Below are 13,698 nucleotides of genomic sequence, written 5' to 3' on the forward strand. Positions count from 1 at the left end.
AATTAATTGTTAAAAATTAGACCTTCATGTTTAGCCTCATTAGTATACATATCCCTAACATCCACCATTGGGTTTACAAGATTGTGTACCATGGGCTCGGCATTTTTAAAATTTTGTTCGCCGGGTTCAGCTGTTTGTCCGTGATCTGTAATTTCGATACAATCCGGAGCTCCCATGGGGCAGGTTGCTTTGCTGTTTTCGAGAAGTATTTTGCCTTGATTGCTTAATGTGACTTTTTCATAAAAACCGCTCCATTTAGTTATTACAGCCTGACAGGGCAAAAAACTATTTCCCGCAGGTTGTTTTTTGCATTTTCCAAAGGTGTTTTTTTCTAAAGTCTGCCCAATTTCTTTAGTGGTAGCAATTAGTTTTTCGGATCCTTCCTTATCATTTCCAAAATGTTTTTTGTGTGATTTGACCTTAATTTTATCCATTTTAGAAGGATCTTCACTAAACTTGCATTTGCAGGTAGCCCCCTGGACTACAAAATGTTTTTCGCTCATAATTTAGGTTGTTTAAAATTGCCACCACTTTTTTTGAGGCTGGGTTTCTTCGATAAATAATTCCTGTTTCGGCGTTGCGCTGATTTCTTTGCGATCGTTTAAGTTAGAAATGGAAACCGAGTATTGCTGCGGGACATCGAGTTCTAAATTGCAGGATATAAAAATGCTCTCGGGAATATAATCTTCTGGGTTTAAAAAATATTTTGCCCTGTAGCTGCCAACAGCTTTTTGCTCAGAATATTCTTTTACGGGTATTTGCAGGTCGTTTTCAAAGTCAGTTTTGGTGCGGTCATCACAGAGTTTTCCGTTTATGTCCAGCACTAAAAAGTTGTCAATATCCAGACGATCGTCTAATTTTTGATCGACCAGATATTTTATATTTTCAGTTTTGGCAATAAGAGGAAAATCAATTTCTTTCTGGATCGATAATGAAGGTGGATATTGAGTATGGATTCCGTTAAAAAAGGCATTTAAAAACCAGTCTTTTGAAAGGGAGATATATAAGGTATCGCTGTCTTCTAAATTTCTGTCGTAAAGGGACAGGTATTTTTCGACATGCTCTCCTTCATAATATTTGAGGATTTGTTTTTTGGTTTCCTGCCAGCGTTCTTCAATTTGGCTAAAGTTATTGATGTAAACCCATTTTCCGTTTTGATCAACTACAACCAATAATGGGTATAGGGCGGCAGAAGCTTTTTCGGCAATTTCTTCGGCCATAGTACTAGCTGCGGTATCGTTTATGTAGATATTTCCAATTCTGTCTACTTCAAAAAAATAGTAATCGTTTTCGTTTTTTGCTTTCCATTCAACATTAATCTCCTGTTTTATGGTATGCGTTTCTGATCCGTTTACTATGGTATACAGTACACCATACGAGTTGCTGACTTGTGCATTGTTTAAAGAAATTTTGAAAGGAGCTTCATGAAAAACTACTTTTTTGCGCTGCTTTTCTCTTTCTTCATCAGAAAGTTCTCTTTCAGGAGGTGGCAATATGAGATATTCAAGCCACGATGGAAAATCAGCTTCTATCAAATCCTGTAAAGGACAAAACTTATTATGGTAAGCCCTAAGAGCATAAGTATCAAGGCCTAACTTCTGAGCGACACTGACTAATGTATCGCCTTTTTTAATGGTATAGGTTAAATAATCCTTATAAGAAGGCTCTGGGATGTAAGACATATATTTTTGACATTTGGGCAGTCAAATATATGTTTTTTCTTTCAAATTATTTGCTAGGTGTAAAAAAAAGACTGCCTTTTTGAGACAGTCTTTTTTATTGAAATTTTATAAAAGTATATTTTACCAGAATTTAGCGTATAATGCTAAAATAACTAATATTGTTATTACGATTAAAACCATTGTTTGTGGTTTTACAGAAAACATTCCTGGTTCTGTTTCGAAAGCTTTAGGGTTCACTTTTGGACCTGCAAAACTCATTGCTACCATTACAATTGTTGTAAATAAGAATGATAATCCCATACAAATGTGGAATGGAATTTCGTAGATTCCTTTAGCATTTTTATAAGCTGTATACAATAAAGTTTCGTTTCCGAACAATGCAGGAGCATATTCGTTAAATAACACTGATAATGCGAATCCTAAAATTACACCTACAATAGCTGCAGCTCCCGTAGTTCTTTTCCAGAACATACCTAAAACGAACATAGCGAAAACTCCAGGGCTAATGAATCCTGTATATTTTTGGATATATGTAAATCCACCAACACCACCTATTCCAAGAACATCATTCCATGTAAATAAAACAGCTAAAAGCATCGCTGCGAAAACCGCATATCTACCGATGTTTACCTGATGTCTGTCGCTGGCATTTTTCTGAATGTATTTTTTGTGAACGTCTAATGTATAAATAGTAGAGATACTGTTTACTTTACCAGCTAATGAAGCTACGATAGCTGCTGTTAAAGCTGCAACAGATAATCCTTTAAGACCTGTAGGAAGGAAAGTCAACATCGCAGAGTAAGCTCCGTCTTTTCCTCCAACCAATTGCGGTAATGCACCATTTTGGTATAAAACATAAGCAGCAATACCCGGTAACATTACGATAAGAGGCATCAATAATTTTAAGAAACCTGCGAATAAAATACCTGTACGTGCAGTTTGTAAGTCTGCACCCAATGCTCTTTGAGTAATGTACTGGTTACATCCCCAATAGTTTAGGTTGATGATCCAGATACCTGCAAGGTAAGACATTAATCCAGGGAAAGTAAGATATTTATCGATATCATTTTGAGTAGAAGCAGCAGTTGGCTCCGGAATAATCATTTTGAAATGTTCAGGTGCTTTTTCCATCAATAAGTTAAAACCAGCAAGGGCATTTTGACCAAAACCAAAATGTTCTGCTACAACAGTCAGGGCAATATATGAAGTAACCAAACCTCCAATAATTAAAACTGCTACCTGAATAACGTCTGTATAAGCAACCACTTTCATACCTCCTAAAGAGATAATTAAAGCAAAAACAGCCAAACCAATCATAATGGCATGAAGGTACTCACCACCTGCTAAACCATTAATAGCAACCGCTCCTAAATATAAAATAGAAGTAAGGTTTACAAAAACATATAAAAACAACCAAAATACCGCCATGATTAAGGCTGTAGATTCGTTGTAACGTGTTTTTAAGAATTGTGGCATTGTATAGATCTTATTTTTAAGGTATACCGGAATAAACCAAACGGCAACAATAATAAGAGCAATAGCGGCAATCCACTCGTAAGCAGCAACTGCAATCCCCAGGAAGAAGCCCTCACCACTCATTCCGATAAATTGTTCTGCTGAAATGTTTGAAGCAATTAAGGAAGCTCCAATCGCCCACCATGTAAGGGTTCCTTCTGCAAGGAAATAAGCCTTAGCATCGTGTTCGTTTTTTTCGCGTTTGCGATAGATGATGTATCCGTAAATGGACACAACGAGAAAATAGAAAATAAATACTGCATAATCTGCAAAAGCAAGGTTCTGGCTCATTTGTTAGTAATATTTGAAATTAATATTAAGTGATTTTTGTAAAGTTTTAAATTTTGTTTTGGTTTAAAAATGTCAAAAATAGTTTATTAAGGTTGCGAAACTAAGTAATTTATTTTTTTAATTCCAAAAAAATACGATATGTATTTAAATTTGGCTATTTTATTAAAAAATTGAAAATCAAAAGTAAAATAAAAATAGTTATTGGCAACACAAATAAATGTGTTTTTTACATTTATAACAAAAAGATATAATTTCTATACTTTATTTGAATTTTTATTGTCTGATTTTTTGTTCCCATTTCCAGGCACTACTAATGGCTTCATCAAGTGTCAGTTGGGTTTTCCATCCCAGGACATTATTGGCTTTGTCAGTATTGGCATACGCTTCTGTAACATCGCCTTCTCTTCGGTCTACGATTTTATAAGGCAATTTTTGCCCGCTTGCTTTTTCAAAAGCATGGATTACCTCAAGTACAGAACTGCCAGTTCCGGTTCCTAAATTGAAAATCTCCAGTTTGTCTGTATTTGCATTGTTGATTAATCTTTGCAATGCGATTACGTGAGCTTTTGCCAAATCGACTACGTGGATGTAATCACGAACGCAGGTTCCGTCAGGAGTAGGGTAATCATTTCCGTAAACTGATAATTCTTTTCGTAGTCCAACGCCGGTTTGGGTGATAAATGGCACCAGATTTTGCGGAACACCAAGTGGTAATTCACCAATTTCGTTTGACGGGTGTGCACCAATCGGGTTAAAGTAGCGTAATAAAATAGCATTCAGGTTACTTATTTTTGTAACATCTGTAATAATTTCCTCGCCAATTTGTTTGGTGTTTCCATAAGGCGACATTGCCGGCTGGATAGGGGTAGATTCTGCAATAGGCATCTTTTCGGCCTGACCGTAAACCGTACAGGAAGAGCTGAAAATAAAATTAGCCTCTGGTTTTTGCTGTAATTCCTGAAGGACATAAACCAAAGAATTTATGTTGTTTTCGTAATACAGCAAAGGATTCTGAACACTTTCTCCCACAGCTTTGGAAGCCGCAAAATGAATAACTCCTTTGATATCTTCGTATTTTTTAAAGAAATCCTGAACAGCAGTTTTATCTCTTAAATCAATTTGTTCAAAAAGTGGTTTTTTACCTGTAATTCTTTCGATACCGTCTAAAACTTCAATTGAAGAATTAGAAAGGTTGTCGATTACGATTACTTCAAAATTTTCGTTCTGTAATTCTACAACGGTATGAGAACCAATAAAGCCTAACCCGCCTGTAACGACTATTTTCATTTTATTTGTTTTTATAATGTATATCTGATAGCTCTCTTAAAACGGCAGCACTTTTTTCAGGAGTAATGTCGCGCTGTGATTCGCCTAACATCTCATAACCAACCATGAATTTTTTTACGGTAGCAGAACGCAATAATGGCGGATAAAAATGCATGTGGAACTGCCATTCTTCATGTTTTTCCCCATCTGTCGGAGCTTGATGAATTCCTGAAGAGTATGGGAAAGAGGTATTGAAAAGATTATCGTATTTTGTAGTCAGCTGTTTCAGGATCGTAGCATAAGAAGTCACTTCATCTGTTGTAAAATCGGTAATTTTTGTAATGTGTCTTTTGCTGATAATCATCGTTTCGTAAGGCCAGATTGCCCAAAACGGAACTAATGCTGCAAAATGTTCGTTTTCGATTACGATGCGTTCTTCTTTTTTTAATTCGGCCTGAAGATAATCCTGCAGCAGATTGCTGTTGTTTTTGCTGAAATAACTTTTTAAATTGATTTGTGTTTTTTCAACCTGTGTAGGCAAAGAAGACTGAGCCCAGATTTGCCCGTGTGGGTGCGGATTGCTGCATCCCATAACGCTTCCTTTGTTTTCAAAAATCTGAACGTGATTGATATAGTCAATACTGCCCAGATCAGTATATTCTTTTTGCCAGGTACGGATAATGTTTTCAATGCCAGTAACTTCCATTTCTGGTAAAGTAAGGTCGTGTCTAGGCGAAAAACAAACTACTCTCGAAATTCCTCTTTCCGGCTGTGCCTTAAAGAAAGTTTGTCTGATGTCGTCTTCAAACATGATTTCATCCTGCTTCATAGCGGCAAAATCATTTTCAAACACAAATGAACTTTCATAGTTTGGATTATTTACACCATTAGCACGAACATTTCCCGGACACAGATAACAGGTAGGGTCATATTTTGGTAATTTTTCAGTAGAAATAGTTTCATTCTGGCCTTGCCATGGTCTTTTGGCACGATGAGGTGAAACTAAAACCCATTCGTTTAGCAATGGGTTGTAACGTCTGTGCGGATCTTCGTTAATATCAAAATTTCTCATTCTTAATTTATCGTGGTATAAAGTGATGTTCCATTTGAGATTTTAACATCATAAATTTTTAAATCAATTCCAAATGTATCAAAATAAAGGCTACTAAACGCTTCTTTAACGCTGTTTTCGTTCCCTTTTTTGATTAAAGTGATAGCACAGCCTCCAAAACCGCCACCCATTAGTCGGGATCCGATTACACTTTCTTCTTTTTTGGCCTGTTCTACTATAAAATCCAATTCCGCACAGCTAACTTCGTAATCTTTTGATAATCCATGGTGGGTATCAAAAAGCAGCTGTCCTAAAAGTTCAATATTTCCGTTATCCAAAGCCTCGCAAGCCTGAGTAACACGCAAAATTTCTTTTACAACAAATGAAACTCTTCTGAAAACAACTTCAGACATTTTATCCTGAAGGCTTAAAACCTGTTCTTCGGTACAATCCCTGAAAGTTTTGATTTCCGGAAAATGATTCTTGATGATTGAAAGCCCTTCTTCACACTCCAGTCTTCTGTTGTTGTATTCAGATGTAAAAAGTGAATGTTTTACATTACTGTCAAACAAAACCAGTGAATAATCTTTGAAATCAGCATTGTGATATTCAAATTCTAACGTATTGCAGTCTAATTTTATTACTTTATTCTCAAGTCCGTGAACGCTTGAAAATTGATCCATAATACCACAATTAATACCAACCCAGTGTTCTGCTTTTTGTCCTAATAATGCAATATCCTGTTTTTCAATTTTTAAATCGAAAAGTTCTTTGATTCCGAAAATCATTCCGCATTCTAAAGCAGCTGATGATGATAATCCTGAACCAACCGGTATATTACTGCTGAAAACACAGTTAAAACCTTCGAAAGAAAAACCATTATCCTGCAATTGTTTGATAACTCCAAGGATATAATTGGTCCAGACTACATCGCTTAACTGAATTTCCTGAGTCAGATCAACTTCAAATTCTTCATTAAGGTCGATAGCGATAATTTTTGATGTTTTTGAATTGCTTTTCTCAAAGGCAAAACAGATAATTTTATCAATCGCAGCAGGTAAAACATACCCGTCATTATAATCGACATGTTCACCGATAATATTGATTCTTCCCGGAGAAAGTACAATTTTTTGAGGTGTTGTTCCGAATGATTTCTCAAAAAAAGCAGTGGTATTCTGTATTAAAATCTCGTTCATTATTTTTAATTTTCTGTATGGTTTTTGGTATAATTTCTACTTTATATTTTCAAATTTATAAATGGTAGTCTGCTGATATTCTTCTCCTTTTTTCAAAACTGAATTTGGAAAATGAGCCTGATTTGGTGCATCAGGAAAATTTTGAGTTTCAAAACAAATTCCGCTTAACGGAGTGTAATTTACGTTTTCTTTTCCTTTTAAAATATCAAAACAGTTTCCGCCCACATAAATATGAACGCTGGGCTGATCCGTATAAACGCTCATCTTTAAATTGTTTTTCGAACTGAATAACTGAGCTGCGATTGTTGCACCTGAATTAATAACAAACGAATTGTCAATAGAAGCCGGACAGTTTTTTGCGCTTCTGAAATCGAAATCATGACCGTCAAGAGCAGTAAATTTTCCGCTTGGTATATTTTCATCGTTTGTTTCCAGCATTTTATCAGCGTCGATAAACATTTCCTGATCCAGTACATCCGAATCATGACCATTAAGGTTGAAATAACTGTGGTGTGTTAAATTTATAACGGTATCTTCTGTAGTCGTAGCTTTATATTCAAGTTTTAACTCATTTTCTTCCGTTAAGGTATAGGTTAAAAAAACCTGTAATTCTCCAGGATAATTTTGGTCTAAATTTTCGCTAATAAGATGAAAAGTTATCGACTGGTCTGTTAGATCCGTAACATTCCATATTTTTTGACCAAAACCGGTAATTCCTCCGTGTAAAGCGTTTCCGTTATTGTTTCCGGCCAGTTCAAATGTTTTGTTATTTAAAGTAAAACGTCCTTTGCTGATACGTCCTGCATAACGTCCGACAGTGGTGCCGAAATATGGAGCGCTCGGTAGATTATACGATTCGATATAAGAATTAGCATTGTCAAAACCCAAAACGACATCTGTCAGTTTTCCATCTAATACAGGAACTTGCAGGGAAGTTACAGTTGCGCCATAGTTGGTAAGCTGTACTTTCATTCCGTTTTTATTCGTCAGTTCAAAACAATGAATTTCTTGGTTCTCCGGAGACAAACCGAATGATTTGCAATTAGAGTGATTCTGGAAATGCGATATATGTTTTAATTCCATGTTATTTTTGTCAAAAGTGAAAATTCAAAATTATATTTATTTTAGCTTGTTGTATACCAGTACCTACCAGTTTTTTGTATATTGCAAAAAAAATATTTTTTTATGAGTATCATTTCGATTCAAAATAATCTGGGTTTACCAAAATATAAACAGATAATTCTTTCAGTTGAAAAGGCCATTGATGAAGAGAAGCTGAAAAAAGGAGACAGACTCCCATCTGTAAACAAAGTCTGCCTGGCTTTCTCTTTGTCGCGTGATACCGTGCTTCAGGCATACGATGAACTTAAAAAAAGAGGAATAATTTACGCCATTCCAGGCAAGGGCTATTACGTTAAAAGTATTGAAACCAGTATCAAACAGAAGATCTTTTTGCTTTTTGACGAACTCAATATTTTCAAGGAAGACATTTATAATTCGTTTTTAAAAAACATTGGAAAAAACGTTCAGGTTGATATTTTTTTCCATCATTTTAATGTACCGGTCTTCAAAAAATTAATAAATGACAGTAATGGGAATTATACCAAATACATCATCATGCCGACGAATCTTACAGGCATAGTTGATACCATAAAAACCCTACCAGTAAACGAAGTGATTGTTCTGGACCAGACCAATCCCGACTTAAAAATGTATCCTGCCATTTATCAAAATCATCAAAAAGATATTTTTGAAGGTCTTTTAAAAGGAAAATCAAGACTGGGCAAATACAAAAAACTGATTTTAATTTTCCCCGGTTTCCGTGAGCCATTAGGAATGAAAACCGGATTTGAAAATTTTTGTACAGAACATCATTTTGATTACGAAATCATTACACAATTTACCGATCATGTAATTGCTATTGGAGATTTATATGTGATTCCAAACGATCGTGATCTGGTTGGAGTAATCGAAGAAGCCCGGAATCACAACCTGAAATTAGGAACCGATTTTGGGATTATTTCGTATAATGAAACTCCGCTTAAAAAAGTTGTAGCGCAAGGAATCACAACTATTTCAACTCATTTTGAAGCCATGGGAAAAATATTAGCAGACATGGTTCTCAAAGGGAAAAACGAACAAATAGAAAACAAATCTTCGCTGATTATGCGAAATTCACTTTAAGATCAGGATAATATTTTTTTGAAATTATAAAGAACGACCTTTGACGATAAATAGAAAGTAACCAAAATTTTGTTTTTACTTATGATTCCTTTAGTTTTGAAAAAAAAACAATGAAAGTATTTGATGTAGCCATCATTGGAAGCGGTCCGGCAGGAGCTTCTGCAGCCTTTGAATTATCGAAAAGCGGAATTACGACAGTCATAATCGAGAAAGAAATTCTGCCTAGATACAAAACCTGTGGTGGTGGTTTGGTGCACAGAGGAAGAAACAATATTCCTTTTGATGTTTCATCGGTCGTTGAAAAGGAATTTTACGAGGTCGATACTTATTTTTCAAACACCAACATCAAACTTACTACCAAGAGAGACCAGCCCATCATTAGTATGATTATGCGTGATGCTTTTGATAATCTGATTGTAGAAAAAGCCAAAGAAAATGGCGTTATTCTTTTGCAAAATCATAAAGTTACCAATATCACTTTTGGTGACATACAAACTCTTCATACTTCTGAGGGCGATATACACGCAAAATTTATTATTGCCGGTGATGGTGCATTAAGTCCGATAGCAAAAATGGCAGGCTGGGAAGAAACCCGGACTGTTATCCCGGCTTTAGAATACGAGATAGAAGTTCCTCAGGCTGATTTTGAAAGATTATCAAAAAATGTACGTTTTGATGTAGATGCTATTCCGTATGGTTATGGCTGGTGTTTTCCCAAAAAAAATCATTTATCTGTAGGGGTTTGTATTTTGACTAAAGCAAACCAAAAGATTGATTTGAAAAAATATTATGCGGAATATTTAAAAACGTTGGGAATTACAGAAATTGTAAAAGAAGACGCCCACGGATTTGTCATTCCGGTTTCTCCAAGAACGGATACTTTCGTTCGAAAAAATGTTTTTTTAATTGGCGATTCAGCCGGACTTGCAGACCCTGTACTTGCCGAAGGAATTTCGAACGCCATATTAAGCGGAATCTTAGCGGCACAGTCTATTATAGAAGGGAAACTGGATTCGGTACGGTCTTCAGAATTGTATCACGAAAAATTAGAAAACGGCATTTTGCCCGAAATAAAAGCAGGAGTTACTCTTGCCAAAATTTTCTATAGCAAAAAGATATTACGCAACTTCATCGCTAAAAATTATGGTTCTGTTTTAGCGAATGCTATGACAGATATATTTATGGGAGCCAGAACCTATCCTAAAGATTATAAAAAGGCGATACGCGAAAAAATTAAAGGGGCTATTTTTTAAATAATATAGTTATGAGATTTAGGAAGGTTCCAGTTCTGTAAGTTCAGATTGGAACCTTTTTTTTGAGGAATGCAGGACGTCAATTAATACGCTTTTAGTAACATTAAAATGATTGTTCACAAATCAGAATAAAGCCTTAAAAACATTGGACATTGGCATCGGTCTATTGCGATATTTTTCAAATTTGACTTTATGGCATTCTCTCTTTCTATTGTCTAAATGACATTATATTTTACGTTAGATTAATAAATCATTAAAAATTTAGCAAAAAAAATAAACAAAATATTTTTTGTTTTTCTGAAATTATTTTACATACATTTGTAAATGTAAATTTCACACTTATTATTTAATTAGTTTCTGCCAGTTATTTTTTAGAAGTATTCCTGTATGAAATCCGGCATTAATAAATTGACAATTCTCCTTTAAAACCACAAAAAAACAATACTAAAAAACTTTAAAAATGAACAATAAAATTGACCAGTCAGCAGCAGATAATATACGTGCTTTGGCGATTTCGATGGTTGAAAAAGCAAATTCAGGACATCCGGGAGGTGCTATGGGAGGTGCAGATTTTCTTCACATTTTATATACAGAATATTTAAAATACGATCCATCAGATATGCAATGGATTTTCAGGGATCGTTTTTTTATGGATGCAGGACATCTTTCGGCTTTGATGTATGCACAATATCATTTGCTGGGGAATTATGAAAAAGCAGATTTAGAGAATTTCAGACAATGGGGTTCAGTTACACCGGGACATCCCGAAATTGATGTTAAACGTGGAATTGAAAATACTTCCGGGCCATTAGGACAGGGACATGTTATGGGAATCGGTGCAGCTATTGCCGCTAAATTTTTATCAGCAAGATTTGATAATTTATTCGATCATAAAATCTACGGATTTATAACAGACGGAGGTGTTCAGGAAGAAATTTCACAGGGAGCCGGGCGTATTGCAGGTCATTTGGGACTGAACAATTTTATTATGTTCTATGATTCTAATGACGTACAGCTTTCTTCAATGACGGATGAGGTTACCACAGAAGATACGGCCATGAAATATGAATCCTGGGGATGGAAAGTGACAACGATAGACGGTCATGATCACGCACAGATTCGCAAAGCCCTGACAGACGCCAATAGCGAAACCGAAAAACCAACCCTGATTATAGGAAGAACTATAATGGGCAAAGGATGTGTAACAGCTGACGGATCAATGTATGAAGGACAGTGCGAACTGCACGGAAAACCTATTGGAGGTACAAAAGCATGTTTTAAATCAACATTGCTTAATCTGGGGGCAAATCCTGAAGATGCATTTGCGGTTTATGAAGAAGTTGCAGCACATTATACCGCAATCTTAAATAAAAAAACATCAGAAGCAGCAGCCAGAAAATCAGAAATTACAGCCTGGGAAAATCAAAATCCTATATTGGCAAAAAAAATTCAGCAGTTTTTCTCAGGAGATTTGCCTAAATTGGATTTTGGCAGTATTGCACAAAAAGCAAATGCAGCAACACGTGATGCTTCTGCAGCAGTTTTAAGTTATTTGGCAGAAAACGTTGAGAATATGATTGTGTCTTCTGCAGATTTATCCAATAGTGACAAGACAGATGGTTTCTTAAAAAAATCATCGGTTCTGCAAAAAAATAATTTTAACGGAGGCTTTTTACAGGCGGGAGTAGCAGAATTAACAATGGCTGCAATTGCTAACGGAATTGCACTTCACGGAGGAGTAATTCCGGTTGTAGCTACATTTTTTGTGTTTTCAGATTATATGAAACCGGCAATTCGTCTGGCAGCGATTCAGGAATTACCGGTAAAATACGTTTGGACACACGATTCTTTCCGCGTGGGAGAAGACGGACCAACCCACCAGCCCATTGAGCAGGAAGCCCAAATTCGATTATTGGAAAAAATTAAAAACCATTCGGGAGATCAGAGTTTACTGGCTTTGCGTCCGGCAGATGCTGTTGAAACTTCTGTTGCCTGGCAAATGGCGTTGGAGAATAAAAAAACACCAACAGGTTTGATTCTTTCGAGACAGGATATTAAGGATCTTCCAACTAATGGAAATTCAAGGTTTGAAGAAGCGTCTGAAGCCAAAAAAGGAGGTTATTTAGTAAAATCAGTTCAAAATCCGGATATCACTTTAATTGCTAATGGCTCAGAAGTGGCAACTTTAATTGATGCGGCAGCTGAACTGGAAAGCACGATGCAGGTAAAAATAAATGTAGCCTCGATAATTTCTGAAGGTCTTTTCAGGTCACAGCCAAAAGCGTATCAGGAAAGTGTAATTCCGAATAACGGACTGGTTTTCGGACTTACAGCAGGGCTTCCGGTTAATCTTGAAAATATGGTTGGAAATAAAGGAAGAGTATTCGGTCTGGATCATTTCGGATATTCAGCGCCAGCTTCAGTTCTGGATCAGAAATTCGGATTTACCAGTAAAAACGCCGCTGAGGAAATCAGCAAATATTTAAAAGAAAACAATTTTTAATTCATCAAAATAAAAAGAAAACATGAAATTTTTTATAGATACAGCAAACTTAAAAGACATTAAAGAAGCCAATGACCTTGGGGTTTTAGATGGTGTCACCACAAATCCGTCATTAATGGCAAAAGAAGGAATTATCGGAGCACAAAATATTCTGAACCATTATATAAAAATCTGCGAACTGGTTGACGGAGATGTAAGTGCCGAGGTGATTTCAACAGATTTTGAAGGAATGATTGCTGAGGGAGAAAAACTGGCAGCATTGCACCCGCAAATAGTGGTAAAAATCCCGATGATAAAAGATGGAGTAAAAGCCATTAAATATTTTTCGAATAAAGGAATTAGAACCAATTGTACTTTGGTATTTTCATCAGGACAGGCATTATTGGCGGCAAAGGCCGGGGCAACTTATGTTTCTCCGTTCATTGGAAGACTGGATGATGTGTCAACAGACGGAATGAATCTGATTGAAGAGATCAGACTGATTTATGACAATTTTGGATTTGAAACCCAGATACTAGCAGCCTCTGTTCGAAATGTAATGCATATTATTAATTGTGCAAAAATTGGATCAGATGTTATCACAGGTCCTTTGAGTGCAATCGAAGGTTTATTGAAACATCCATTAACCGATATTGGTTTAGCTACCTTTTTGGCAGATTACCAAAAAGGAAATAGTTAAATAGAATAAGAATTAGTTTTAGTTTAAGTCAAGTTTTTATTGTAGAAAAAACCCTGAAAGATTGTGGCTTTCAGGGTT

At 35.8% G+C, this 13,698-nt stretch carries 11 protein-coding genes; 4 read left to right on the forward strand and 7 right to left on the reverse strand.

Annotated features, from left to right (window positions below; all coding sequences use genetic code 11):
* Positions 1 to 2: 2 nt before the first annotated feature.
* The 7 genes from AAEO57_RS09015 to AAEO57_RS09045 form a co-directional block, all read right to left on the reverse strand.
* Positions 3 to 503 (reverse strand): DUF4280 domain-containing protein, encoded by a 501-nt coding sequence (locus AAEO57_RS09015; protein WP_341691776.1) that lies wholly within the window; start codon positions 501 to 503, stop codon positions 3 to 5.
* Positions 504 to 515: 12 nt separating this feature from the next.
* Positions 516 to 1,682, reverse strand: coding sequence for a LysM domain-containing protein (locus AAEO57_RS09020; protein ID WP_341691778.1), 1,167 nt, complete (start codon positions 1,680 to 1,682; stop codon positions 516 to 518).
* Between the two features lie 120 nt (positions 1,683 to 1,802).
* Positions 1,803 to 3,488 carry a sodium/sugar symporter gene (locus tag AAEO57_RS09025; RefSeq protein ID WP_341691781.1) on the reverse strand — a complete coding sequence of 562 codons (1,686 nt, stop codon included), beginning with the start codon at positions 3,486 to 3,488 and terminating at the stop codon, positions 1,803 to 1,805.
* 273 nt (positions 3,489 to 3,761) lie between these two features.
* Positions 3,762 to 4,775 (reverse strand): UDP-glucose 4-epimerase GalE, encoded by a 1,014-nt coding sequence (gene galE / locus AAEO57_RS09030; RefSeq protein WP_341691783.1) that lies wholly within the window; start codon positions 4,773 to 4,775, stop codon positions 3,762 to 3,764.
* A gap of 1 nt (position 4,776) precedes the next feature.
* Complete coding sequence (locus AAEO57_RS09035) at positions 4,777 to 5,826, reverse strand: UDP-glucose--hexose-1-phosphate uridylyltransferase (protein WP_341691785.1); 1,050 nt, start codon at positions 5,824 to 5,826, stop codon at positions 4,777 to 4,779.
* A gap of 2 nt (positions 5,827 to 5,828) precedes the next feature.
* Entirely contained in the window at positions 5,829 to 7,001 is a 1,173-nt protein-coding gene (gene galK / locus AAEO57_RS09040) for a galactokinase (RefSeq protein WP_341691787.1), read from the reverse strand.
* A gap of 36 nt (positions 7,002 to 7,037) precedes the next feature.
* The gene (locus AAEO57_RS09045) at positions 7,038 to 8,084 is read right to left on the reverse strand and encodes an aldose epimerase family protein (protein WP_341691789.1); all 1,047 of its coding nucleotides are present in this window, start codon (positions 8,082 to 8,084) and stop codon (positions 7,038 to 7,040) included.
* A 102-nt stretch (positions 8,085 to 8,186) separates the two neighbouring features.
* On the opposite strand from AAEO57_RS09045, the gene AAEO57_RS09050 reads away from it, so the two are divergent.
* The 4 genes from AAEO57_RS09050 (at position 8,187) to fsa (ending at position 13,620) form a co-directional block, all read left to right on the forward strand.
* Positions 8,187 to 9,185, forward strand: coding sequence for a GntR family transcriptional regulator (locus tag AAEO57_RS09050; protein ID WP_341691792.1), 999 nt, complete (start codon positions 8,187 to 8,189; stop codon positions 9,183 to 9,185).
* 110 nt (positions 9,186 to 9,295) lie between these two features.
* Positions 9,296 to 10,438, forward strand: coding sequence for a geranylgeranyl reductase family protein (locus AAEO57_RS09055; protein ID WP_341691794.1), 1,143 nt, complete (start codon positions 9,296 to 9,298; stop codon positions 10,436 to 10,438).
* Positions 10,439 to 10,898: 460 nt separating this feature from the next.
* A complete protein-coding gene (locus tag AAEO57_RS09060) occupies positions 10,899 to 12,941 on the forward strand; it encodes a transketolase family protein (protein WP_341691796.1) in 2,043 nt (680 codons plus the stop codon).
* A gap of 22 nt (positions 12,942 to 12,963) precedes the next feature.
* Positions 12,964 to 13,620 (forward strand): fructose-6-phosphate aldolase, encoded by a 657-nt coding sequence (fsa, locus tag AAEO57_RS09065; RefSeq protein ID WP_341691799.1) that lies wholly within the window; start codon positions 12,964 to 12,966, stop codon positions 13,618 to 13,620.
* Positions 13,621 to 13,698: the final 78 nt, after the last annotated feature.

The organism is Flavobacterium calami (assembly GCF_038290035.1).
Classification (GTDB): domain Bacteria; phylum Bacteroidota; class Bacteroidia; order Flavobacteriales; family Flavobacteriaceae; genus Flavobacterium; species Flavobacterium calami.

What these genes read in the sequence shown, in the direction of transcription:
- AAEO57_RS09050 (WP_341691792.1), top strand. Translation starts at nt 8,187, where the DNA reads ATGAGTATCATTTCGATTCAAAATAATCTGGGTTTACCAAAATATAAA.
- fsa (WP_341691799.1), top strand. Translation starts at nt 12,964, where the DNA reads ATGAAATTTTTTATAGATACAGCAAACTTAAAAGACATTAAAGAAGCC.
- AAEO57_RS09045 (WP_341691789.1), bottom strand. Translation starts at nt 8,084, where the DNA reads ATGGAATTAAAACATATATCGCATTTCCAGAATCACTCTAATTGCAAA.
- AAEO57_RS09055 (WP_341691794.1), top strand. Translation starts at nt 9,296, where the DNA reads ATGAAAGTATTTGATGTAGCCATCATTGGAAGCGGTCCGGCAGGAGCT.
- AAEO57_RS09020 (WP_341691778.1), bottom strand. Translation starts at nt 1,682, where the DNA reads ATGTCTTACATCCCAGAGCCTTCTTATAAGGATTATTTAACCTATACC.
- galE (WP_341691783.1), bottom strand. Translation starts at nt 4,775, where the DNA reads ATGAAAATAGTCGTTACAGGCGGGTTAGGCTTTATTGGTTCTCATACC.
- AAEO57_RS09025 (WP_341691781.1), bottom strand. Translation starts at nt 3,488, where the DNA reads ATGAGCCAGAACCTTGCTTTTGCAGATTATGCAGTATTTATTTTCTAT.
- AAEO57_RS09060 (WP_341691796.1), top strand. Translation starts at nt 10,899, where the DNA reads ATGAACAATAAAATTGACCAGTCAGCAGCAGATAATATACGTGCTTTG.
- galK (WP_341691787.1), bottom strand. Translation starts at nt 7,001, where the DNA reads ATGAACGAGATTTTAATACAGAATACCACTGCTTTTTTTGAGAAATCA.
- AAEO57_RS09035 (WP_341691785.1), bottom strand. Translation starts at nt 5,826, where the DNA reads ATGAGAAATTTTGATATTAACGAAGATCCGCACAGACGTTACAACCCA.
- AAEO57_RS09015 (WP_341691776.1), bottom strand. Translation starts at nt 503, where the DNA reads ATGAGCGAAAAACATTTTGTAGTCCAGGGGGCTACCTGCAAATGCAAG.